Origin of the sequence: Chryseobacterium sp. MYb7 (assembly GCF_002979455.1) — a bacterium.
Taxonomy (GTDB): domain Bacteria; phylum Bacteroidota; class Bacteroidia; order Flavobacteriales; family Weeksellaceae; genus Chryseobacterium.
The window spans coordinates 25,952-52,232 of record NZ_PCOU01000007.1 but is presented as its reverse complement, the minus strand read 5'-3'; the positions used below and the strand labels follow the sequence as shown (position 1 = coordinate 52,232).

Annotated in this window: 13 protein-coding genes; 12 read left to right on the top strand and 1 reads right to left on the bottom strand. The window is 37.4% G+C overall.

Features of this window, described 5'->3' with window-relative positions; all coding sequences use genetic code 11:
• Window positions 1-23 precede the first annotated feature (23 nt).
• The 9 genes from CQ046_RS07720 to CQ046_RS07680 all read left to right on the top strand — a co-directional run bounded on the left by CQ046_RS07720 (window position 24) and on the right by CQ046_RS07680 (window position 16,512).
• The gene (locus tag CQ046_RS07720; RefSeq protein ID WP_165790486.1) at window positions 24-5,156 is read left to right on the top strand and encodes a fibronectin type III domain-containing protein; all 5,133 of its coding nucleotides are present in this window, start codon (window positions 24-26) and stop codon (window positions 5,154-5,156) included.
• Window positions 5,157-5,161: 5 nt separating this feature from the next.
• On the top strand, window positions 5,162-5,692 hold the full coding sequence (locus CQ046_RS07715; RefSeq protein WP_105701701.1) for a hypothetical protein: 531 nt from the start codon (window positions 5,162-5,164) through the stop codon (window positions 5,690-5,692).
• Window positions 5,693-5,862: 170 nt separating this feature from the next.
• Window positions 5,863-6,573 carry a hypothetical protein gene (locus CQ046_RS07710; protein ID WP_105701700.1) on the top strand — a complete coding sequence of 237 codons (711 nt, stop codon included), beginning with the start codon at window positions 5,863-5,865 and terminating at the stop codon, window positions 6,571-6,573.
• Between the two features lie 8 nt (window positions 6,574-6,581).
• Window positions 6,582-7,280 (top strand): hypothetical protein, encoded by a 699-nt coding sequence (locus CQ046_RS07705; protein WP_105701699.1) that lies wholly within the window; start codon window positions 6,582-6,584, stop codon window positions 7,278-7,280.
• A gap of 5 nt (window positions 7,281-7,285) precedes the next feature.
• The gene (locus CQ046_RS07700) at window positions 7,286-7,993 is read left to right on the top strand and encodes a hypothetical protein (RefSeq protein WP_105701698.1); all 708 of its coding nucleotides are present in this window, start codon (window positions 7,286-7,288) and stop codon (window positions 7,991-7,993) included.
• Window positions 7,994-8,033: 40 nt separating this feature from the next.
• Entirely contained in the window at window positions 8,034-10,127 is a 2,094-nt protein-coding gene (locus CQ046_RS07695) for a hypothetical protein (protein WP_123906587.1), read from the top strand.
• A 23-nt stretch (window positions 10,128-10,150) separates the two neighbouring features.
• Entirely contained in the window at window positions 10,151-13,369 is a 3,219-nt protein-coding gene (locus CQ046_RS07690) for a SprB repeat-containing protein (RefSeq protein ID WP_105701696.1), read from the top strand.
• A gap of 27 nt (window positions 13,370-13,396) precedes the next feature.
• Window positions 13,397-14,755 carry a PKD domain-containing protein gene (locus tag CQ046_RS07685; protein WP_105701695.1) on the top strand — a complete coding sequence of 453 codons (1,359 nt, stop codon included), beginning with the start codon at window positions 13,397-13,399 and terminating at the stop codon, window positions 14,753-14,755.
• 2 nt (window positions 14,756-14,757) lie between these two features.
• On the top strand, window positions 14,758-16,512 hold the full coding sequence (locus CQ046_RS07680) for a hypothetical protein (RefSeq protein ID WP_228406902.1): 1,755 nt from the start codon (window positions 14,758-14,760) through the stop codon (window positions 16,510-16,512).
• A gap of 947 nt (window positions 16,513-17,459) precedes the next feature.
• Here CQ046_RS07680 and CQ046_RS07670 read toward each other — a convergent pair.
• Complete coding sequence (locus CQ046_RS07670) at window positions 17,460-17,804, bottom strand: helix-turn-helix domain-containing protein (RefSeq protein ID WP_105701693.1); 345 nt, start codon at window positions 17,802-17,804, stop codon at window positions 17,460-17,462.
• Between the two features lie 1,028 nt (window positions 17,805-18,832).
• On the opposite strand from CQ046_RS07670, the gene CQ046_RS07665 reads away from it, so the two are divergent.
• The 3 genes from CQ046_RS07665 to CQ046_RS07655 all read left to right on the top strand — a co-directional run bounded on the left by CQ046_RS07665 (window position 18,833) and on the right by CQ046_RS07655 (window position 25,742).
• Complete coding sequence (locus tag CQ046_RS07665; protein ID WP_105701801.1) at window positions 18,833-21,700, top strand: SusC/RagA family TonB-linked outer membrane protein; 2,868 nt, start codon at window positions 18,833-18,835, stop codon at window positions 21,698-21,700.
• A gap of 102 nt (window positions 21,701-21,802) precedes the next feature.
• Window positions 21,803-23,188 carry a RagB/SusD family nutrient uptake outer membrane protein gene (locus tag CQ046_RS07660; RefSeq protein ID WP_228406901.1) on the top strand — a complete coding sequence of 462 codons (1,386 nt, stop codon included), beginning with the start codon at window positions 21,803-21,805 and terminating at the stop codon, window positions 23,186-23,188.
• Window positions 23,175-25,742 carry an alpha/beta hydrolase family protein gene (locus tag CQ046_RS07655; protein ID WP_105701692.1) on the top strand — a complete coding sequence of 856 codons (2,568 nt, stop codon included), beginning with the start codon at window positions 23,175-23,177 and terminating at the stop codon, window positions 25,740-25,742. Before CQ046_RS07660 ends, CQ046_RS07655 begins: the two co-directional genes overlap by 14 nt.
• Window positions 25,743-26,281 lie beyond the last annotated feature (539 nt).

Below are 26,281 nucleotides of genomic sequence, written 5' to 3'. Positions count from 1 at the left end.
GGCAAAAGCTTACTGCTTACTGTATGAAGCTCATGACAGCATTCATGCTTACGGTTTATGGCCTATTGCCTACAGCAAAGGCTCAGCAGTATCCTGTTAAACTGATTCCTGTCGTAATACCACCCTATAGTTTAAAAATAGGGGATTATGCAACAAGTACGGACAACAAGCTTCAATTGCAGGTTCTAATGACAGATTTGCTGGAACCCCAGCATCAGACAGGAATTAAATTTTCCCTGGAGGCGGGTCTAAATGCCGTTCCGCTGGCGAGATCCAATGATTTTGTTGTGGGCATGAATCCTTTTACGCTCTATCCCGGTAATAATGTTACGTTAACCAATGTAGACCTCAGATCCTTATTTGAACTGCAGAATCTATCGGGGATCAATGCTGTTCAGTATTCCAAACCTTTGTCGGATGGGGTGTATCAGTTCTGCTTTCAGGCTTATGATTATTTTACTAAAAATAATCTTTCAGCGAAAACGTGTGCTACGGTGTTCATGGTTCAATATGATCCGCCCATGCTTACGCTGCCTCAAAATGCCGAAAAAGTTCAGGCGCTTTCCCCTTACAGCGGAGGAGCTGGTATTGTGTTCCAGTGGATGCCGAGACAGATTGCACCCAACACGAAATATATTTTTACCTTAAAAGAGCTTTGGGATCAGGGACAAAGCCCGATTTCAGGATTTCTTTCTGCACCACCACTTTGGACGGAAGAAACCTATGCTCCTACCTTATATTACGGGATTGATAAAACCCAGCTGATACCGGGCAAGAGATATGCCTGGCAGGTACAGGCGAAATCAGGAAATCCTGTTTTGGGTGCGAATCCAACCGATGATAACGGAGTGTATAAAAACAATGGATTGTCCGAGATTTTTTACTTTGACTATGTTGAAAACTGTGCCGTTCCTACACTTTTAATGGCTAAAAATGTCGGCAGGGGAAGAGTAGAACTCAAATGGAGCATTGCCGGTCAACCGGCAGGTTTGTATAATGTGCAGTACCGAAAACGGGGGTCGGCCACCGACTGGGTAAGCCAGCAAAGTTATCAGGCTTCTGCCATTCTTACCGGACTGGAAGATAAAACTGAATACGAATACCGTATCGGTTCCGTGTGTGGAAATACACAGACTTTTAATAACACCAATCCATTTGAAAACGGCAATTCCGGAGGAAATGCCTATTCATATAGTGGAATACAATATTTCACCACCGATGCTAATGATGTAGATAATAATTACCAGTGCGGGATTATGCCTGCCATTGATATCGCCAATAAAACTCCATTAAATACTCAATTAGGAAATAATGAAGTCTTTATGGCAGGAGATTTCCCTGTTACCGTATTATCAGCACAGGGAAGTGGAGTATATACAGGAGTCGGTTATATTGAAGTTCCTTATTTAGCAGATACTAAAATAAAAGTAAGTTTTACCAATATTAAACTTAATACCGATAAAAAACTGATCGAAGGGGTTATTGAAACCACTTACGATCCAAATGAAACTGCTGTACATTATGCTTCAGGAGGTTTAGGAGAAACATTTGGAGATGCAGGAGTAAAAGACGTTATCTTAGATTATGTTATTACGAACGTCACCTATACGGCGACACCACCTCCCGGAAAAATTACCGTTTATGGTGATTTTGGTACTGGAGGGAGCCCGAGTCAGCAAGATTTTCCGGGTGGAAAAGACTATCAGATCAAAGACAAGGACGGGAATATCTGGACAGTTGATGAAAATGGGAATGTAACTAAAGTTGGTAAAGAGGCAGAAGGCGGAGCGTCTACTTCATCAAATACAGAAGGCGTTACCGGAAGCGGAAGCAGTGCTGCTGTAAACCAATACACTGCAAAAGGTATTAAAATCGAGTGGAAAGAAGATGCTAATGGAAAATTCGCGTATGATACCGCAGATAAAACAAAACTTCCAAAATCTAAATATCCTTCAGTAAAAGATACAGAAAACAATACGGTATATGTACCTTATAAAGCTACGGTAAACAAGCAAACTGAACTGTTTGATGCCAAAGTAAGCATTACTGATCCAGCGCTTAAAGATGCCAAAATTATCTTTAAAACGTTGAGCTTAGGTAAGGCAATTGAGGCTATAGAACTAAACAAAACAGACACGGAAAGAAATTACCAGCTAAAGCTTCCGGGAACGTTTGATTATGCCGAAGAAGAGGTAATTGCTGTACTGATGCCGAAAGAAAGTACAGGAAAACAAAAGGTAATCAGCAATTTCCGATTGGTACATCTGAGTCCTAAAACTGTTAATGTAAGCTTAGTGCCATTAGATGCCAATTCTCAATCTAAGCTACAGGCGCAGGGCAATAAGATCAATCAGGTTTATAATAAGATCGGGGTCAGCTTTACCGTAAAAGAGGAACCTGTCTTAGATATCAGTAGTATTGTAAGCGGTAATACGATCAGTAGCGAAGATGCTGATCTGATGAGTACCTATAGTCCTCAGCAGCAACAGATCAATGCATTGTACAAAGGTACTGATGCAAGATATGTACTATTCGTTACCGACAAAAATTCTTCTACCGGTCAGAATGGGTATATGCGTCTGAACGGTCAGTTTGGATATGTGTATAACAATGCTCCACAGAAAACAGGTGCCCATGAATTAGGTCATGGTGTGTTTAAATTGGAACACCCTTGGAAAGCTTACCAGACGACAAAAGGAGCTACAGATCTGTTAATGGATTACAGCACAGGTGAAGAGCTATCTCATCTGGACTGGAAGCAGATGAATGATCCTGCGTTTAAGCTGTATGCGTTCCAGGGACAAAGTAGTGGGGAGATTGCAGGAGGTTTTGGTTTGACACCGGACTTCAAATTAATTAAAGCAAATACTTCGACTGCTGTTCATGGAAATGTTGTAAAAGTAGGAGAAGGATTCTTACCGGGCTTTATTGAAAATGATATTCAGTATCAGTGGGTAGAATCTCAAAAAGCATATTATCCAAATGGTGATGTACAGAAGGGGGCCTATTCATCTACGGTTACTCCAAAAAATGAAAATACAGTCTGGTTAATTTACGATCATGATGCTGTTTGCGGAAAATCGAAATTTATCAAAACTACATTTGCGGAAGTAACAGCAAATATATTGTCGAAGACTGATAAGACTCAGGCATTAGCAGATTATATCCAGCAATATGATAAAATTGATGATAAGACAAAACCTATCTACTCTGGATTTATTACTTGTTCAGGTACAGGAACAGGATCTGGTAGTGGATTGAAATCTATTGACGATTTATATAAACGACCATCTACAGGTAATGGAACCACAACAGATGAATCCAAAGATGTTGTAGATTATACAGGAAGATTTACTGCCGAGGAAATACAAGCAATGTTAGGAAGTATTGTTTCTAATAAAAATTCTACAGGAATTAAAGGTAAAATCTTTATTACTGACGAGAATACTGCTGCATCGGTTATTCAAAAAGTACAGGCAAGATACAATCAGCCTGAAGCTAAGGAAATGGTCATCTGGCTGAATGTAAACAGTCAGACGAAGAAATACGATATCAAGATCAACGTTGGAAGCGGTCTTCCGGAATATGCAGGAAAATCTGCCAAAGATATAGAACTACTTCTGAAACAGAATTCAGCGTGGATAGATGATTTCTGGTTGATGAAATTCAATCCTTTAACTGCAATCCTAGACGGTCTATCGGAGTTACTTACTAAAGCAAAAATTCCTGAAAAGTATTACAATCCTGATAATACAGATTACAATCCTTTTCCTGCAAAGATCTACTCTTATGTCAGTCTAAAAGTTATTGATGATGAACTAAGCGGATTAATTGGATCTCCAATGGGAGACAAATATACACCAAGCCGTGTTGATTTTGCATTCACTTGCGGAGTCTGGAACGGATTAGTTGGAACGGCTGCTGCAATTCCGGAAGGAGGTTCATTCTTAATCAAGATGATTACGAATGAGAATGATGCCAGAACCAATTTTGCAACTACGATCTCCAAAATACAATGGAAGGATGTAAAGGGAATGGTAGGGGAACAGTGGAATAAGTACACTTCCAATCCTTGTATGATATCCTATGGAGCAGGTGAAGTAACTTTTGTGGTAGCATCTTGCTTTATAGGGGCTGGCGAAATAAAAGGAGCAACTGCTATTGTCCAGACAATGGAAAAGCTGGATGTGATGGGACAATTACTAGGAAAGACTATCCAAATTGCAGGAAAAGTAATAAAACCTGTTGCAAGTGCATCCGGCAAAGCCGTAAAATATGTTCTGAAAGAAGGTGTTGATTTTATAAAAAGAATTGATATCAAAGTTACGCCAAGCGGATTTGGATGTGGTTTCCCAATTCAGAATATAAAAATTTCTTTAAAAAATAAGCTAACCAATCTTACTGAGCAGGAAGCTCAAGGAATTAAACAAAAGATTGAGCAGGCAATAAATAATGAAGGAGGACTGGATAAACTTCCTGTTGATGAAAATGGAAATCATTTGGTGGAAATTGAAGTTGATGGAGAAAAGGTAACTGCGGTTGTAGGAAGTGAAGATGGATTAAATAAGATTAATAACATTGACAATATCATTAGTAGTCTTGATGACCTTTTAAAAAATCCTAAATTTAAACAAATATATGAGCCTTTAGAAAACGGATCACATATTAGAAAATTTGGTGATGGTGTAACAACAGCAGAAGAAGCTTCTTTAAAATTATTTATACAAGATAATTATTATAGTGATTTTAATAAAGCATTGGCTGGGGAAATACCTATGACTGCTGAATATAATGAAATGAAAAAGCTAATGGAATCTGCACAATCTAAGTTGCCAAAATACAATGGTACCGTTTATAGAGGAGCAGGAAAGGCGGAATCTGATTTTGCTAAAACCTTAAGTGTAGGAGAGGATTTTGATTTTGGCGGAAGGTTTACTTCTACTTCTACAGAAGTTTACATTGCAAGTGATTTTATGCGAGGTAATAATGGTAGTGTAATGTGGGAGATCGAAGCGAAATTAGGAACTGATTTAAAATCAATCAATAGTTCTGAATTTGAAGTTTTATTAAGAACAAATAGTAAATATAAATTAGTAGAGATTAAAAATCATCCAACATCTTCAGATGTGAAAATTTATAAAATTAAAGAATTGTAATATATATGGATTGGAGAAATATTAAGGAAAATTATTCAAATTACTTAGGCCCATATAAAGACTTAAAACAAGAATTTGTATGGCTAGATAGTGAATATAATTTTGATGAAGCAGATACGGATGAAACTTGGAATAATATAAGTAGTAAAGAGAAGCAATTGCAGAGACTTTATAGATCGAAATCAAGTAAAAAGACAGAAGGTTTTAGATTGGGTCTTTTTAATTATGAAGAAAGTATATTAGATTTAGTAGAAGCTATAAACTTAGTACTTCTAAATCTGAAAAAAACAAAAAAAACTAACATTCAAATTACAAGGTTAATAGCACATCTATATTTACAAAAAAAATATATAGATACGTTTCGAAATTCTAGAAAAATTAAAAATTTATTGTATGATCGAATAAAATATATCATTTATGATTGCCTAAATGGTGAATTGGAAGAGTATTTTGTTGAAAAAATAAATATCCTTTATTATGAAAGTAAATTAGAAATAGCCCAAATGTATTATAAGAATATAACTAATGAAGATTAAAAGAAATTGTTTTACTTTCTTGTAAAGGTTTAGAATCTGCAAAAGCTAGCTGCTTTATTTTACTGGAAATTCAAAAAGGCCAAATGCAATTGACGTAGATGTGTACGTCGACGGTTAACATAATAATAGTTTGAGTAAAGAAGGAATTACTAACCCTTAATAATAGTAAAATGGATATTAATCATTTAGTCTCAGAAATAAAAAATTACTACAAGGAATTTGAATATGACAAATTAATTGTCGACTACATATTCACATTACAGGGTAGTTACAATTTTATTGTTCAATATGAGAAAGATAATAGGTACGTAGAGTCATTAGTTTCCAATAAACCTATAAGAAGTGTTGTGAGAGAAATGGCTGAAAGATATGAAGAACTTAAGGATTCTGAACAAAAATTTAATCATGTAAGAATAGAGATTAATATTGATGGTACTTTTTCCGATAAATATTGGTGGGACATAGGTAAAGAACATCAAGATTTATTTGATTATGCTAATGTATTTTTTCAATGGGCAAATGAAAGAATGATGTCTATGATATTTGATTTTGAAAAAGATAATAATTTACTGCCGACTCAATATGACAATGATGATGAATTAGAATATTTGAGTTCTTGGGATAGTGGAGTATTTACTTTTCATATTAATGATAAAAGTGAATTGGAATATAAAATTGTCCTTACCAAAGATGGTGTTGAAAGAGTATTGGAAATGCCATTAAAGGACTATTTTATTAAAGGAATTTTGAAACATTATCATTCCACGAACACAGAACTTTCTAATATATGGAAACCATGGAATACGATGGTTTTGAAATCGCCACATAATGATATTCCTTCAGATAAAAAGGATGAGTTTGTGAGTTATATTTTAGAGTAGGTAATATTATGGAAGTGATTTTTAATCAACTTAAAGATGTGCAATGGAAAAAGGTTAATATTATTTTCAATATTAATGGAGGAGCAATTGGTTATGATAAAATAGAATATATAGATGAGTATGGAACCACTAATTCTTTTTGGATAAAATTTAAATTAATAGATAATCTACTCAATTTGATAAACAATCAGTATAATCAAAGTTTAAATGATGTATCTAAAAGATTTAATAAATATCAGATTGAAATATTTTCAGACGGTAAGACTATAGAAAATAAATGGTGGGATTCAGAAAAAGATAAACAAGATTTACTTAAAGGAGCAGAAGTAGTTTTTCAATGGGCAAACGACAGAATGATGTCAATGATCTTTGAATTTGAAAAAGAAAATAACTTATTACCCACTCAATATGATGCCGATGATGAATTAGAATATCTGAGTTCTTGGGATAGCGGGGTATTTACTTTTCATATTAATGATAAAAATGAATTGGAATATGAAATTGTGCTTACCAAAGATGGAGTTGAAAGAGTTCTGGAAATGTCTTTGAAAGATTATTTTATAGAAGGAATTTTAGAACACCACCAAATAACTAATACAGAACTTTCAGATGAATGGAAGCCTTGGAATACTTTGATAATTAAATCACCTCATAATAGTATTCCTTATGATAAAGTGGATGAATTTGTGAGTTATATATTGGAATAAAGTTAATGAAGAATATTATTGAAATTTTAGACTCGCATTTAAATAATTATAAATGGAAGCAAGCTGAGGTAGTTATAAGAATTACTCCGGGATCAATGGGATATGAGTCATTATTTTTCACTGATGAAAACAATAATGAAGAAGATTTTTGGATTGACTTTAAAGAAATTAGAATACTCTTTGATAGGTTGAGGGAAAGTTATAGTAAATCAAAAGACACTGGAAATAAATTCAATAGATATAAATTTATTTTAAGCAGTGAGGGAACTTATTCTGAAAAATACTGGTGGGACGCAGAACAAGATAGACAAGATCTATTAAAAGGTGCTGAAGTATTTTTCCAGTGGGCAAATGAAAGAATGATGTCTATGATATTTGAGTTTGAAAAAGATAATAATTTACTGCCGACTCAATATGACAATGATGATGAATTAGAATATTTGAGCTCTTGGGATAGTGGAGTATTTACTTTTCATATTAATGATAAAAGTGAATTGGAATATAAAATTGTCCTTACCAAAGATGGTGTTGAAAGAGTATTGGAAATGCCATTAAAAGATTATTTTATAGATGGGATTTTAGAACATCATAAGATAACGAATACAATCCTTTTTGATGAATGGAGACCTTGGAATACTTTGAAAATTAAGTCACCTCATACTGGTATTCCTTATGAGAGAGTGGATGAATTTGTGAGTTACATTTTAAATTAGCCATTACGCAACACGTATGAAATTAAAAAAACAACATATTTTGAATAAATATTTATTACTGCTATTGCTGTTTTCGTTTCCTTTTTTATGGGGACAGCAGAAGGATAAAGACAAAACAATCATTCCTCATATCCGTCTAAAAGTAGACGGTAAGAAAGACCGTATTTCTTTGCGATGGGCAGTAGATGAACCTATAGCCTGGCAGAAAGCCAATAAAATTGGATTTTCTTTAAAAAGATTCACCCTTTCCCGTGACGGTAAAGTTCTTCCAAAAGCAGAAGAAAAAGACTTAGGGATCTTCAAACCCGCTTCCGAAAACGAATGGAAGAAGGTGGTTGAGAAAAATGATAATGCAGCCATTGTTGCGCAATCCCTTTTCGGAGATAGTTTCGAGGTGGAAATGGGAGAGAAACAAGGAAAGCTGGAAGGTGTAGTCAACAAATCTCAGGAAGTCGAGCAGCGGTTTGCTTATGCTTTAATGGCTGCTGACCTGGATTTTGAAGTGGCAAAACTTGCAGGTTGGGCTTATACAGATACCAATGTAAAGTCTAATGAAAGATATCTTTATACCGTAAGCATCAATACTTCCGAAGGAGCCTTGTTAGTACAGAAAGGAGATGCCTTAGCGGCCGTTTCATCAACTCATGATCTTCCTAAACCTCTTGATTTTATCGGAATATTTAAAGATAAAACCGTTACCCTTTCATGGGAATATTTACAATTAAGAGATACGTATACAGCTTATTATGTTGAAAAATCTCAGGATGGAGCCAGCTTCAAATCCTTAGGGGATCTTCCTGTGATGAATATGAATGACAACGATGGAAGACAGGTGCAGGGAATGATCTTTGTGGATTCTTTAGCTCAAAATAATTCTAAATTCAGCTACCGTATCCGCGGGAAAACAATCTTCGGAGATTATGGTCCTTATTCCGATGTGGTTTCAGGAGATGGAAAGAAAAGCCTTGAAGCAACACCAAGAATCTCAGATTTCATTATTGATGAAAATGAAGACATCAAACTTGAATGGGAATTCCCTCAGGAAGACGAAAAAAATATTGCTTCTTTCGAATTATTGCACTCCGAAACTGATCTACAGAACACCTATAAAGTGATCAAAAACAAGATTCCGGTTAGTAGCAGGAGCATCATTACAAAAAGTTTAGCACCCTCCAATTATTATAAAATACAGGCTATTGGTAAAGCTGGTGATAAAAGAGAATCTTTCTCGGTTCTTGCACAGCCTAATGATACAACACCGCCGGAAACACCACTACAGTTTGAAGGGAAAATAGATTCACTGGGAGTAGCCCATTTGAAATGGAAAGCCAATACTGAAAAAGATCTGGAAGGCTACCATATTTTCAGAGGAATTCAAAAAGGAGACGAATTGGTACGTTTAACTCCTCGGGCGATCACTAAAAATCATTTTGAAGATCAGGTTGTTTTAGAGAATCTTAATTCGAAAGTATATTATTATGTCACGGCAACAGACAGAAGAAAAAATCAATCTAATCCATCAATTATTCTTGAATTGGAAAAGCCCGATAAAGTGAAACCCCAAACTCCGGTTTTTACAGAATATAAGCTGGAAGATGATGGTAAAATTACCATTAACTGGATGAGAAGCCATAGTGATGATGTTGAGGTTCACCAATTATTCCGTAAGGCGAAAGATGATGCTGACAAAAGCTGGAAAATGATTTATGAGACTAAAGATATAAAACCGGACTATACGTACACTGATAAAGAGGTAGAAGCAGATAAAAGCTACACGTATTATTTGTTGGCCATTGATAAAAGCAAGCTGAAATCTGATAAGTCTCAGGAAATGACACTCAGAAGCAACAAAATTGAGGCTTTATCAATATTGACCAATCTTTCAGGATCTGCGAACAGGGATAAAAAACAAATCGACCTTAATTGGAAGATCAATGGTAAAGATGTTGGAGAAATTGTAGTCTACCGTCAGAAAGGCACTGAAAAGCCAACGATGTGGGGAACACTCAATGGAGCACAGAATTTTCTTGAAGATAAATCGGTTCAGGTAGGAAATTCATATACCTATTTATTAAAGCCGATGTTAAAAAGCAATCAGGTTGCTAAAACTGAAAAAATCACAATCGAATATTAGGACACAAATACAATACGAAAACAATGAAAAAATTTTTATTACTGCTATTAATAATAACCAATATCTTTCTTTGGGGGCAAGGAGGACAGGCTGAATATAAGATTGAACTATATGGTCTTAACTACAGTGTTAATGCCGGAGTGAAAAACAATACAAGCTCTCATGTTACCATTACGGTTATTTATAATGATAATTCTACTGAAGATCTGTATTTCAGACCCATTGCTAATAATGGGGATAATGAGAATAACTGGACATTAAGCCCTCCGCAAACTTCATCAAAGCTCCCTGTTACTGCCCATACTGAGGGATTTGTGAATTTCAGGACCGGTACAGATGCCAACTACGATCAGTATGATGCCATCAATATATGTAATGAGAATAACTATAATGTTGATACCCATTCACCGAGAATGACATGGATATCGTATAAGATGAAGGTAACTCCTATTCATACATTAGTATCATTAACCGATGCAGGAGCTACAAATACGGTTTTGCCTTCTGAGGATAAAATTAATTTATATGCCAGACAGGGATTTGCGGCAAATTTATACCATTATCAGTATAGCTTGGATAATGTAAACTGGGTTGATATATCGCCTTCATTATCAAATCTCAACAAGCTAAGCGTTTCTGCCAAAGACCTTTTTGGAAATAATTATTCACAATATATTGGCCAGAACATTTACTTTAGAGTTGCCTCTTGTTTGTCCAACGGAGTTTATCAGTCTGTTTCTTCGCCTGTCGTTTTAACCATGATAAAATCTGCTCCTCATATTCTTTCAAGTACGGTTACTCCTACCAAATGCTTTGATACTACAGATGGTACGGTAACTTTAAACTTCGACAGAACGCTTGTAACTGGTGAAACTTTAAAGATATCATTGGTCAATACCGTAACAGGTGCTGCGGTTTTAAATCAGGATATTACTGGTGATTTGCAGGCCAGCACTTCATACACCTTACAAAATTTACCACCCGGGACCTATAAATTGGATTTGTTAGGAACTTATAATGGAAATGCAACCTATACCGACAGCCCAAGTCACACGATTAATTTTGAGATAACAAAACCCACTCCGGTTACTTTTTCCATGACTTCACAAACCAATGTGTACTGTTTTCAGGGAAGTGATGGGGTTATTAATTTAACCGCAGCAGGAGGACAAAACCAGTTTCAGTATAAAGTAACCAAAGACGGACAACCCTTTTTGGATTGGACGAATTTCAGCAGTGGAAATACTACCCAGATACAGAACCTTGCAGCAGGAATTTATAAAATCAAAGTAAGAGATTCCAATCTTTGTGTAGCCAAGGAAAATGGCGCTGAAAAAGAAATTACAGTTACTATTACCCAACCTAGCGCAGCTATTGCAATTCCACCTGCTGAAGTTGATATTTCACAGCCAACAGGGTATGGATTAAGCAATGGCTACATCTCTGTGAGAGTGATCGGCGGAACACCTAATACAGACGGGTCTTACAATTTCGAATGGAGAAAAGACAGCCCAACTGGGCCGGTTATCAGTACAGGAATTACGACTGATTTGGTAAATAATCCTTATACCATTAAGATAGATGGGCTTCCGGCCGGGAATTACTACTTAACGGTAAAAGATAAAAATTATGCCAATGCATCAAGCCAGTTAGGTAATTGTGGAATTATCTCCCAGGAATTCATTGTAAGCCAGCCAGATCCTCTTACCGTTAACATCCAGGTTGACAAACAGATATCCTGTAATATAGCCAATAATTACCAGTATAAACCGGATTTGGATAACAATGGAGTTCCGGATGAGGCAGAAGACGGTATCCTTAAAGCTATTGTAACAGGTGGTGTAGGAACTTATACTTATCAATGGCAGATTTTAAATGGCGGGCTTTTCCAAAACATACCGGGAGCCACACAGTCAACATTAGGAAATCTTACCACAGGGACCTATAAAGTATTGGTGAAAGATGCCAATAACAATATGGCAGATACACAATATACTTTAGTATTTCCGGCAGAACTTGCGATAACTCTTTCTGCCAATACAATTGCCTGCTACAACCAAAGCAGTGGTCAGGTTTCCGTGACCGCCACAGGAGGAACAGGCGGATACACCTACCAATGGAATACCAATGATACGACACCTACGGTAACAGGCCTTTCGGCAGGAAACTATTTTGTTTTGGTTAATGATACGAAAAATTGTAAAGTAAGCGGAAGTGTTCAGATCCAAGGACCCAATCAGCTGCTTATTAATGATCTATCAGTACAAAGCCCGATCTGTTTTGGTGCCAATAATGGTGAAATTAAAGTGAGTATCTCAGGAGGAACTGCGCCTTATACGATAACCTGGTCCAATGGCGTAACAGGTGAAAATAATACTAATATCCCTGCGGGAACATATACTGTTACTGTTACAGATGCTAATGGATGCAGTATCTTCAGAAATTATACGCTGACAGATCCCACGCAGCTTATTGTAGATTTAGGAAAGGACATTACATTGTGCTTAGGAGACAGCCAAACTTATAATGTGGCAATTAGTGATCCGGCAGCAACCTATCAATGGAAAGATCAAAACGGAAATATAATTTCTACAAATCCGTCAATTACTTTATCTAATGCGGGAACGTATACTGTACTCATTACAGATTCAAAAGGTTGTACAGCTACTGACAGCGTTATAATTAAAAACTCTTCAGAAGTTTTGAATCCACAATTTATGCTTACCACCCATGCGTACAGAGAAGCAACAGTAGTATTGGTCAATACATCACCAACACAGCCACAGACTGTAGAATGGGTTATTCCTGATACACCGGATATCCAGGTTATTAATAAAACAAAGGATTTCTTAGAACTGAAATTCTCTAAGCTTGGAGCTTATGAAATTGGACTTAAAGGAACTCAGGGAGCATGCGAAAAGACATTCTATAAAAAAGTGATAGTGGAAGAAAATACTTCAGGAGTAAACCTTAATCCCGAAAAAGCTTCCAATGTTAGGGAGTTTACCATTCTTCCGAACCCTAATAACGGAGTGTTTAAAGTATTGGTGGGTCTGGAAAAAGCGGCTATCATTAATATCAGAATTATTGATATGATTTCCCATGAAGTGTATCCTGCCACAAAGTTGACTCCATCAACGTATTTTACAGTACCATTCAATACATCGCTTCCGGGCGGATCTTACCTGATTATACTCGAAACAGGTAATGAGGCATTGGTAAAGAAAATGCTTGTACAATAATAACCATGTCAAACTAAAAATTAACAAATGAAATTTTATAAGAATCTAAAGACAATATACTTCCTTCTTTTTGCTGTACTCGCATTTGCATTTAATGCGTGCGCAGTGGAAGAAAGTATTCTGGTAAAGGCTGATTTTAGTATAAAAGTGATAAACGATGATTATTCCGTGCCTGTAAAAGTGGAAATTACCAATAAATCGACAGGGGCGGAGACGTACCAATGGTCATTTGAAGGAGCTTCAGTAACAAGTTCTACAGAAAAAAGCCCTTTACCCATCACTTATGCCAGTCCCGGAGTCTATAAAATAAAACTAAAGGCATCCAATAAAGATGGAAATGTAGACGAGAAAGAAATTGAGGTAAAAGCTGATGCTGCGATGAATGTAGATTTCGAATGGCAGGTGCAGGGCAGTGATATTTCTCCGGTAACCTTACATATGATAGACAAATCTTTAGGCGCTACACAATACCTTTGGGAGTTTGAGGGAGGAAGTCCTGCAACTTCCAATGCCAAAAACCCGGATGTGGTATTTACAACTCCGGGCGACCATATTATTAAATTAACAATTTCCAATGGACTGGAAACTTATTCAACCCAGAAAATAGTTACCATAAAGCCGGCAATGACCATAGATTTTAACTGGACTGTTGATCCTATTGATAATGATTATCAAGCTCCAGTATTGCTGCATCTCAATAACCTTTCCACCAATGCTTTTACCTATGAATGGACCATTGTAGGCGCTAATCCTGCAACTTCAACAGCGGTTAGCCCGGACATTAATTTACCGGCGGCAGGAACATATACGATTATTTTAAAAGCAATCAACGATAAAGAAACTAAGATTTTACAGAAACAGGTAACCGTTTTACCGGATGCCAATCTGTTATCATTTTCAAATATTCAGTTGGGAATAAGCAGTGCCAGCTCAACAGTAGGTTCTTTCTTTTCATCCGAATTGGGAACTGTGCTTAAGCAGAATGAAGTAAATGCAGCCAATGGTTCAAAAATAGATTTTGCTTTTTTTGGATTGAATTCATCCTTTATATATAACCAATTTGTTTCACCGGATGAGGCTCAGAATAATGGATTTTTAGCTATTCCTAATGCTACTCATACTAAAGTGATCAACTCACAGGAACTAGTAGGAACACAGCTTTCTTCATCAGGGTTTGATGCTCTGGATGCCGGAAATGATTTTAATACTATTACGGTTACAGAAACCAATGCTGGAAAATCACCTTTCAGTAATTCTGTGGTTCCAAGGGTTATCCTGTTCCAAACCGCAGATGGCAGAAAAGGAGCTGTTAAGGTTAAGAGCTTTGTGGCTAATGGTTTAAGCTCTTACATTTTGGTGGATATTAAAGTTCAAAAGCAGCCTTAATTATGAAGAAAATCTATAAAAGAAGCTTCATGCTGGCTCTATTTGTTTCTGCCGGTACCATGTATAAAGCACAGGAGGTAGATTTGGAAAATCTGGGGAAAAGGACAATGGAGGAGCTCAAAAAGAATCCTTTTAAAATAAGTGGAGGAGTTTCTGCTAATTCTGTTTTTTACAGTTCCAATGTTTATAATGGAAGAGCCCCGTTTACCTATTTTCTGAATGGAAATTTAAATTTAGGGTTGTATAAATGGTCAATGCCCATATCGTATAGTTTAACCAATCAGGGAAGTCAATTAGGGTACCAGGTACCTTTTAAATTCAATAGAATAAGTATTGCACCAAAATACAAGTGGATAAAGGCTTATATCGGGGATGCTAATATGACGTTTTCGCCTTATACATTTAATGGATTGTTATTTACCGGTGCCGGCTTGGAGCTGAACCCTAATATGCCTCTTAAAGTAGCACTCATGACAGGAAGGCTTAACAAAGCTATTGAAGATGACGGTAATCCCAATACCATTCCCGCTTACAGGAGAATGGGATATGGTGCTCATTTGAGATGGGAGAAAGAAAGATATAAAGTGGGGCTGATCGGATTTTATGCAAAGGACGATGTGGGTTCACTGTCAGCAGCTCCAGATGCAAAGGGAGTGTTGCCACAGGAGAATCTGGTACTATCCATGACAGGAAGCTTTATGATCGATAAAAACCTTGAAGTCTTTGGAGAATATGCCAATACCGCTTTGGTTAATGATCTGAGGGCAACTTCAAGCGGTGCAGAAAAAAAAGGATTGGCAGCCAGGTTTCTTTCACCTAATTCGTCTATGGAGAGCTATTCTGCCTATAATGGCGGAGTCAATTTGAAGCTTAAAAAGGGAATGTTAGGAATAAAATATGAAAGAATAGATCCGGGGTACAAAACGCTCGGTGCTTATTATTTCAATAATGATCTGGAAAGTATCACGCTTAATTCTTCTTTTACCTTGTTAAAAGACAGATTAGCTCTTTCAGCCAATATAGGAAGACAGCGTGATAATCTGGATAATCAGAAATTTAAGCAGACGAGCCGTTGGGTAGGAGCGGTGAACGCCAATTTTAAAGCATCAGACAAATTGATGATTACGGCGAGCTACTCTAACTTTACAATGTTCACCAACAAGCAGCTTAACCAGTTCAATAACATTAATAATAATCCCATACTCATTCAGCAGCCAAAGGATTCGATAGATTATAAGCAGATTTCACAGAATACGAATGTAAATATCAACTATATTATTTCCAGCAGTAAGGAAAAAGTACAGAATATTAATGTCAATTATTCTTTGAATGAAATGGTCAACAGGGAAAACGGTATTGTGAGAAGGGGAGGCTTATCAAGATTTCATAACGCCAATGTCAATTATACGCTCGGATTCCCGGAAAAGAAGATGAATATAGCAACGTCTTTTAATTTCACCCACATGTATGCCGCTTCCCAAAAATCAAACATCTGGGGGCCGGCTGTAACATTTACAAAGGCTTTTCTTAAGGAAGATAAGCTAAAGACAAGTATTGGAGCATCCTATAACCATTCCGGCAGCTCTACCGCAAACATCAATGTCATGAATTTCAGATTGGGGGCTAATTATATGCCGTGGAAGAAACATAGCTTTGACCTGAATTTCATCCAGATGTTCAGAAATACAGACCAGGCGGTTGAAAATCCTAACCTAAATGAAATGACCTGTACGGTGGGATATAATTACAGTTTCTAAAAATATCAATGATTCGATAACCTCAGTATTATAAGTTAATAACTAAGAAGTAAGAGAACTAAGGTTGGCTCTCTTATTTTTTTATTTTTAAATTTATTAGTATCGATTTTTTTAATAAAATGTTCAATTTTGTAAGAAACGATTTTTTTAAGTTTTTATATAGACCTTCTCTATATTACAACACTTCAGTTCCTATATACAAAAAAATTTATCAAGTTCTAATTATATATTTTTTCAGCTTGATATTGGGAGTTTGTATATCGATTATTATACACTATTTCATTAATATTCCTAAGAGAACAGATAATGAAATTGATTTTAGTTTTTATTTTATTTTTTTATCATGTCTATTATTGCCTTTATTAGAAGAAATAGTATTTAGATTATCTTTGATTTATTCAAGACTTAATATATCTTTATCAGTTGGTGGTATAGCTTTTTCTGTAGTAAACAATATATTGAAGGAGCAAACTGCATTTACTACAGAAAACTTTTACTTTATAAGAATTATAGCTTCAATACTCATCTCAATCTTAATTGGAATCATATTCTATTTTAAAGTAAAAAATTATGAAACTATTTTAGCAGATTTTCATAAAAAAAATTTTAAAGCAATTTTCTATATTTTAACTTCGCTTTTTGCCTTATTGCATATTTCTAATTTCAAAATAAGTTTTCACTCTCTTTTGGTTTTACCTTTATTGACCTTACCTCAATTTATTTTTGGTTTAACTGCCGGATTCATAAGAATAAGATATGGTTTTCTATACTGTCTTATGATTCATATATTTAGTAATGCTATTCCTACAGTTTTTATATATTTTTATTTTAAGTAACTTTCATGCAATTTTATTTCCACTAAATTGATTCTTCAATAAGAATAATAAAAGAGAATTTATTTTTTGTTTTTCTTACTCACAATGCTTATAATCAGATTAATATTACAATTAAATAGGTTCTATCTTTATTAATTCGGAGCTAATAGTTTTAGTGCCACTTTTATTTAAAGTTACTTGGATTGTCAGTTTAACCCTGTCAAATTCAGGGGTGGGAATATTCATTAATTTTGAAATATTTTTATATTCTAAAGCCTTTGCTAGTAAAGTTATATGTCGAGTAGAATACTTATGTCTTTCTTTTAAATTTTCAACGCTTCCTACAAAGCTTTTAGAAAGTCCCATCTTTAAACTTAGTTGTTCTTGGGTTAACCCTTGTTGCTCTCTGATCTTTTTCACGTGTTGAATGAATATATAATCAAAATAGATAACTGTATATTCTACTATTTTTTTCATTTTTTTTAAACTTTATTATACCCACATGTTGGTATTTGAATTATTTTTTTTATATTTGCTTTAGCGATTTGATAATTAAGCCACTTAGGCATTAATTGACGATGTTTTCTCGAGTCAAAATGACCAAATTTCCAATCGAGAGAACCGTGATATCGCTCCATGTCTAAAAAGTTCACTACTTTTGTGTCGGCATGCGAGCGGTTCTCACGTTAACTTTAGATTGGAGCTTTATAATCTTAGGATTTAAAGTTGGGTTTGGTCACCCTTGACTCTAAAGTGTGAGACCGCTCCTTGCTTTTTTGCAGGAATTCTTCTCATAGATTAAAGCATCGTTCCATATATAAAACTATATTTATGAGGACGACATTTTCAATCATTCTGCTTATTTGCCCTCCGGAGTAGTCCGGCAGCATTGCAGATAAAAACACTTACCGCTTTTTACCAAAACTGTCTGCAATAAAGTAACAGGCAGGGGATAGGATAACTAATAACCGCCACATTCCGAAATTCCTTTAATTGTAAAGGAAAGCCAGAATACGCTTTAAACTCACACCTTAAAAGTACTCGCTTTCTTTTGATTTTCCAAATTATTTTTCAGAACGAAGGGGATTTAATACAAAAAACAAATTGTGGACTGGCCTGCCCAATCAGAAGGTTGAGCTGTTTGATTTGTAGTTAGATGAGTTCTCATTCAAGATTGTTACAATAAGGTGTACAACCTATTGCGGCTTTACGGCTTTGTTTGGATACAAATTTCATTCATATTTCATGTTTTCTGATGTCTTGCAGTTACTTAACTAGGCTGGAAACTTGATATAAGGTTTCCACGTACAACAAATTAAAAAACGGCAAAAATTACAAAACACAAAGAAAATATAAAGAACAAACATGAAACTCGCCTTCACTTATTACAACGATACATAAGGCTGTACTATTTGTATTGTAAGAAATAAAAAAGCCCTTTCCTTTAAAGTTTGCAGACCGTAGAGAAAGAGCTGTCGTTTAACGAATTAAAACTTTTCAAATTTATGAAAAAATCCTATACCAGCATAGGGGGCATCTCTTGTACCCTTATGTTGACGGTAGCAGGCACCTCTTTTCAGGCGCAGCTGCGGAGCAGTTCAGATACGATCTCCCGAAAGAATACCCCTGAAGCTTCTTTACTTAGGAAAAAGACCGATACCTTAATCCCTTCAAATAAGACTGCATCAGAAAAAGTGAGCCATATTAAAGAAGTGGTGCTGAATGCAGGGTATTATAAGGTCAAAGATAAAGAACGTACCGGAAGCATTGCCAAAGTATCCGCTAAGGATATTGAAAATCAGCCTGTCACCAATGTATTGTCCGCTGCGCAGGGGCGAATGTCAGGGGTAAGCATTACCCAGAATACCGGCACTCCCGGAGGTGGATTCGATATTCAGATCAGAGGGAAGAACAGTATCCGCCGTGAGGGCAATGAGCCTTTATATATTATAGACGGTGTTCCCCAAGCTTCGGAGACCCCCTCGCTGTATTCCAATAAAATTCTTCCCTGGTCATCCATCAATCCACTGAATGCGATCAACCCGAATGATATCGAGAGTTTTGAGATATTAAAAGATGCAGATGCCACAGCCATTTACGGATCAAGAGGTGCCAACGGAGTGATCATTGTAACCACTAAAAGAGGAAAGAAAGGAAGATCGGAACTTAAGCTTAATACCTCGTATTCCTTAAGCAGAATTACACGGCCTATGGAAATGATGAACACGGAGCAGTACATTGGTATGCGCCGCCAGGCATTCCAGAATGATAATGTAACCTATCCCACTACCATGTATGACATCAACGGTACCTGGGATCAGAGGAGGTACACTGACTGGCAGAAAGAACAGATCGGAAACATAGCAGATGCCTACGCCGTTCAGCTTTCTTTAAGCGGAGGCTCTGAAAACTTTTCTTACCAGATCAGCTATGGCCATAATGAGCAGACCACTGTACTGCCAGCTGATTTCAGGTATAAAACCAATACCATCAATGCCAATTTCAGCTACCTTACCCCCGACAGGAGACTGGAATTTAACCTGGTAAATACCTTCTCTTTTCAGCAGAACAATGTGCAGAATGACGACCTTACGCTAAAGAGTATTATGCTGAGCCCTAATGCTCCGGCACTCTATACCGCAGAGGGGAGCATCAACTGGGAAAACGGAACGTTCAATAATCCGGTGGCTTCACTTCTGAGCGAGTATTTTAATAAGACCGCCTTTTTTAATAACGGCCTGAATGTGTCTTATAAGCTATTTCCTTTTCTTTCTGTAAAGATGAATGCCGGAATCAGCTATCAGAATTTCGAAGAACGTTCAATAAAGCCCCATACGATTAATAATCCTTCTTTCGGACAGACCAGCATGAATTCCACCTCTTCCCGGAATAACCAGGTGAACTTTTCCTATATCCTCGAACCCCAACTGGTGGGCGCTTACAAAACCGGAAATCACCAGTTCGAATTCTTGCTGGGAGCAACTCTGCAAAAAACACAATCAGAGCAGGGAGCAATCCAGGGAAAAGGCTTTGAGAGCAACGCTTTGATTGATAATATCGGGGCCGCCAGCGTAAAAACCATCTCTGACCAGGTCCGCAGCCAGTATAATTATACGGCAGTTTTTGCCCGCTTTAATTATCAGCTGAAAAAAAGATATATTGTGAACCTTACCGGTAGGCGGGACGGTTCCAGCCGTTTTGGAGCTAATAACCGTTTCGGAAACTTCGAAGCCGTAGGCGTGGCGTGGCTTTTCTCAGAAGAGCCATTTCTGAAAGATGTAAAATGGCTGAGCCTGGGTAAGCTTCGGGGAAGCATCGGAAGAACGGGAAATGACAAGATAGGAGATTATCAGTACCTCAATACCTATATCATTTCATCGGGTATTTATAACGGGCAGACCGGTTTAAACCCGGCCCGTTTGTATAACCCCGATTTCAGCTGGGAAAAAACGTTGAAAAAAGAATTGGCACTGGAATTAGGACTCTGGAACGGACGTTTTAATTTTTCAGGGGCCTATTATGAAAATACCTCTTCCAATCAGCTGGTGGGAATTCCGCTTCCAGCCACCACGGGCTTTCCTTCTGTTCAGTCCAATCTTCCTGCAAAGATCAGGAATACAGGCTGGGAATTCGATACCTCGTTGCAGGTTTTGAGAAAAGGAAAATTCAAATACGAAACCTCTTTTAACCTGAGCATCCCGAAAAATACGTTGGTAGAATTTCCGAACCTGGAAGGCTCTACCTATTCCAATCAGTACGTGATCGGATATCCGACGACTATTGCAAAAGTCTACCAGTATGAAGGCATAGACCCTGCAACCGGACTCTATAAGTTTAAGGATTTTAATGGTGACGGAAAGATTACCTCCCCTGACGATAATAAGGCAGTAGAAAAGCTGGGTGTCCGGTTTTTTGGCGGATGGTCGAATCATTTCAGGTGGGGAAACTGGTCAGCATCTTTCCTGTGGCAGTTTGTAAAACAGAGAAACTGGAATTACAACCGTCAGATGCTTCTGCCCGGAGCCCTGAGCAATCAGCCCGTAGAAGTACTGGATGCCTGGTCACCATCTAACCCGGGAGGCAGCTATATGGAATATTCAGCAGGATACAACCCCCAGAAGCTTTCCCTGCACGGGTTCTTTCAGAACTCAACAGCGGCAATAAGTGATGCTTCCTATATCAGGCTTAAGAATGTACAGCTGAACTACCGCATTCCCATGCAAAAGTTGGGCATCAAAGAAGCCATGATCTATGTGCAGGGACAAAACCTTCTGACCATCACCAATTACTTTGGAATGGACCCCGAGTTTTATCTCGTAGGCTACCTGCCACCTCTAAAAACCTATTCACTGGGATTCCAGGTGACTTTTTAACGATTAAGATTGATGATGGTTAGTGATTAAAATTAAAGACAAAGATTTGAGATCATTAGTGATTGAAGATTTATATGTAATAACTCCTAACAACTAACAACAATGAAAAATATTATAAACCCTATCATAGCGCTTCTTTTGATGCTTTATGTTGCTTTAAGTGCAGTATCGTGTGAGAAATTTATAGAAACAGATTTTCCGAACAACCAGCTGGCCACAGAGCAGGTATTTGAAGATGAGAAAACCGCAGATGCCGCGCTCGCTGGACTGTACTCGGGACTATGGACCGGTTCCGTGATCAGTGGCACCACAGACGGCTCCGGTGCTTTACTGGGAAATTATACCGATGATATTACCTGCGTTTTCACCAGTGCCGGAAACGGCATCCTGGATATCTACCATAACCAGCCATTGGCGACCAATGCTACCGTGAGCCAGGTATGGTCGACGGCTTATCAAGAGGTATACATGGCCAACAGCATCATAGAAGGCGTGGAAAAATCCAAAAGCCTTTCCTTAGCAGCAAAAAGCAGGATAAAGGGAGAAGCAATGCTCATCCGCTCCCTTATCTACTATTACCTGTACCAGATGTACGGGGAGATTCCATATACTGCTACGACAGATTATATGTATAACTCAACTTTAAGCAGAATGCCTAAGGCTGAATTCCTGTCAAGGCTGGAAGCCGATATTTCGGAAGCGGTGAACCTTTTGCCTCTAGCATACCGAAATGCAGAAAGGATTTATGTGAACAAAGCGACAGGCTTGGTTTTACAGGCTAAAATGAAAATGATGCTGGGAAAATGGCAGGAAACAGAAGCTTTATGTCAAACGATCATCCAGAATACTGACTATGTTTTTCAAAATGACCTTTCCAAAGTATTTCAGAAAGCAGGAAAGCATATTATCTGGCAGCTGAAACCTAAGAACAATACTGATCCGACAAGCGAAGCCGTACTTTATAACTTTGTGGGTGCGCCCACCTCATTTGTTTTGAACCCTGACCTAATCGCTTCTTTTTCAAGTACCGATCTTCGAAGACAAAACTATTTCACCCCGGTCGTATTTGGTTCCCAGACCAATTATAAGCAGACAAAATATAAAATAGCGACTACTACCAATACAACAGAATATTCTATCATCTACAGGCTGGAGGATGTGTACCTGATGCTGGCAGAAGCTTTAACCATGCAGAACAAAACAGCCCAGGCGGTTCCTTTGATCAATCAGACAAGACAAAGGGCAGGATTAGCACCGCTTGGTACTGCCATTTCACAGGTTCAGGCGATGGAAGAAATAAAAAATGAAAGAAGAAAAGAATTTTTTGCAGAACACGGAAGCCGGTTTATTGACCTTAAGAGATGGGGACAGCTGGATCTTTTACAATCGGTAAAGCCTAACTGGAAAACAACCAATCAATATTTACCGTTGCCGCAGAAAGAAATGCTTTTAAACAATCACTTAACACCGCAAAATGATGGATACTAAACCATGTATGGGCAATATGAAGCTGGAAGTGCTAAGAAAATATTACATGAAGAAGACAATCCAAAAGCGAAATTCCTATGCGGTCGTATGGATATTATGGATATTTCTTCTTATTATCATGCCACAAAACCTTTCAGCCCAGCGGTATGAGCATCTGGAAAAGCTGGTTAAGGATACCGAAGAAATGAAATTTCCCGAAGCTTCTGATAATGGCAAATGGCTGGCATGGTATATTTTCACTTCTGACGGGACAAAGAAAATGATGCTGCAAAGCACAGTGAATAAAGACAATAGACAAGAAAGAAAAGATATTGATTTTATCATGTTTGTGGGGAATCACCTTGTGATACAGGCAAAAGATACCCTAGAATACCTTAATCCCGAAACAGGAAAATCCCGTTTTTTTTATCATGTCAAAAAATGCATCTACAATAAACAGCAGAATACTCTTATGGTACTGTATACCGAAAAAGAAGGAAACAGGCTGGAAGTTTATGATCTTGATACGAACCTGAGGCAGAGTATTTCCGGTATTCAGCATATCTATTCCGAAGGTGATGAGACTATTGCCAGGAGAAAGACAGGTGATCTGAATGAAGCCTTAATTTTAAAGGATGGAGTTTTTGAAACGATCTTCTCGACAAATGATGAGCTGAGCAATATTTTGCCTTCCGGCATGAAACAGAAAGGCTTCATTATTCAAGCCGGAAAGAAAGGAAAAACCAAATTATGCTATATTTCTCAGGATAAAAAACAATATATGTTTGATGGAAGCGGGTATGATGGCTATGATCAGATGATGTTGAATCCTTCCCGTTCTGATAATAGTATTGTCCTTAAATTAGGAAAGAAAATCCCGCCTTCAAAAGGAATGGTTGATATCTGGTACGGGACGGACTTCGACCTTAAGAAACATGCAAAAGCGGTAACTGAATACATTCAGGTGGACTGGGAACCGGTAAGTGGTAAGCAGGTTCTGATAACCCGTCCCGGATATTTCGGGGAGACTGCTATCGGCAATTCACACTATCTGATGTATGAAACCGATAAGGAGCAGGTGGATAAAATGGATAAAGCAGGAGGAAATAGCTTTGACAGGCTTTATCTCTGGAATGCGATAACCGATACATATACCTTAATTACGGACCTGCGGAAACAGATGGTCATATCACCTTCCGGTCAGTACCTGCTAATGCAGAGGGAAAACAACTGGCAGCTGTTCAATACGCTAACCCTGGTGATGGAAGATGTAAAGTTTTCTGCTGCTATGGTTCCTTATTTTACTTCTGAGAAAAAGGTGCTATGGGTAGGTGGAAACAGGATCTTAGAATATAATCTGGCCATTCAGAAAATGAAAGAAGTGTTTACCACAACTAATGATTCTGAAATTGAGCTGGTGGATTTTACAAGAATCAGTAAGGAACTAGGATTCGGTAGAGACTTCAGAACCGCAGATATCAAAAAGAGCTTGCTGTTAAAAATCATGAATCCGAAGACCAGCTATACCAGCTATGCCTCATTAAAAAACAGGAAGCTGCATATCATCCAAAAGCCAACCCCTGATGAGATCACGGAATTTAAAAGAATGAATCAGGGTGAAAATTACTACTGGATTGAAGAAAACTACAATAAGCGCCCTAGACTCGTGGTAAAGAAAGGAAAAGAAGACGCAAAGGTTATGTATGTTTCAGATCAGAACAATCAAAAATTTGAACAGGCAGAGCTGGTTAAAATTTCTTACAAAGGCTCGGATGGAGAAACCATAAGCGGTGCCTTGTATATGCCGCTGAATTATGACCGCTTAAAAAAATATCCTGTAGTTATCCATGTGTATGAGAAACAGGATTATATGACCAAAAGATTCCTTCGGCCTTCCTTCTCGAATCCTACAGGGCTGAACATTCCATTATTGATGGAGGAAGGCTTCGCCGTACTGCTTGCTGATATCTCGCAATCGGACAAAGGAGCAGGAATTTCAGCGCTGGAAAGCATTAATAAAGCCTTAGACGAATTACAGAAAATCAGGAATGTGGATATGGCTAGGATTGGACTTATGGGGCAGTCTTTTGGCGGTTATGAAACCAACTTTATTGCAGGGCATTCGAACCGTTTTGCAGCGTATGTCTCCGGATCAGCAGTTTCTGATGTGGTACGGACTTATTATGCGTACAATTATCATTTTAATGCTCCCGACTATTACAGGTATGAAGGGCGCCAGTACTGGTTTAAGGCTACCCTTGCGGAAAATCCCGAAAAATATATCAAAAATAATCCGATAATGTCAGTTCAGAAGGTTAGTGCACCGATGCTGTTGTGGACGGGGACTGATGATGGCAATGTAAGCCCGGAAGGAACCAAATCAATGTTTATTGCCTTAAGAAAATACCGGAAGTCTGTTATTGCCCTGTTTTATGATAAAGAAGGCCACAGCTTAAGCAGGGCAGAAGCACAGAAAGACCTTACCCTGAAAATTCTGGATTGGTTTAACTATCATTTGAAAAATGAAAGAAATATCCCCTGGATACAGAAATATATAAAGGATGATGTTCCGTAGCACATCTTTACCTGTCATCTAATTAAAGTACCAGTATTCAATTACCATAACTGAGGTTTTTTGCTTTTTCTATTGCCAAATGTAAGGCAGTATCATTCACATAAAAAAATCTTTTTGGGTATCTCAAAAAATTCTTTATGCAAAGCTTCAACAATTTTTCCAGACACTCCTGAATCCTGCGGACAAAAAGATTTCAAGCCGAATCCTCCAATTGGAGGATTTCGGTTTTATGTGCCTGATACTGTTCTTGGCGTGAGCAAAGAAAAAGTCGGAACCTCAGTTATACGAATCAATTCAATCACAATTGCTCTAACCTAATCAAAACTCATTAATAAAAAAGACAAATTCTGCTTTTACAATTGTAAAGGATAAAGAAAAAAGTCGAGTGTCCTCGAAACCGAATCAATGATCTTGAATGATACAGATTAGGTTGAACCTGCATAAAAGTTACCCATGTTTTTTCCTAACCTGAGTAAATTTTACCCACCCTATTACAGTACCTGTGTAAATATGTCTCAGGTTATCTTCTTACCCTGAGT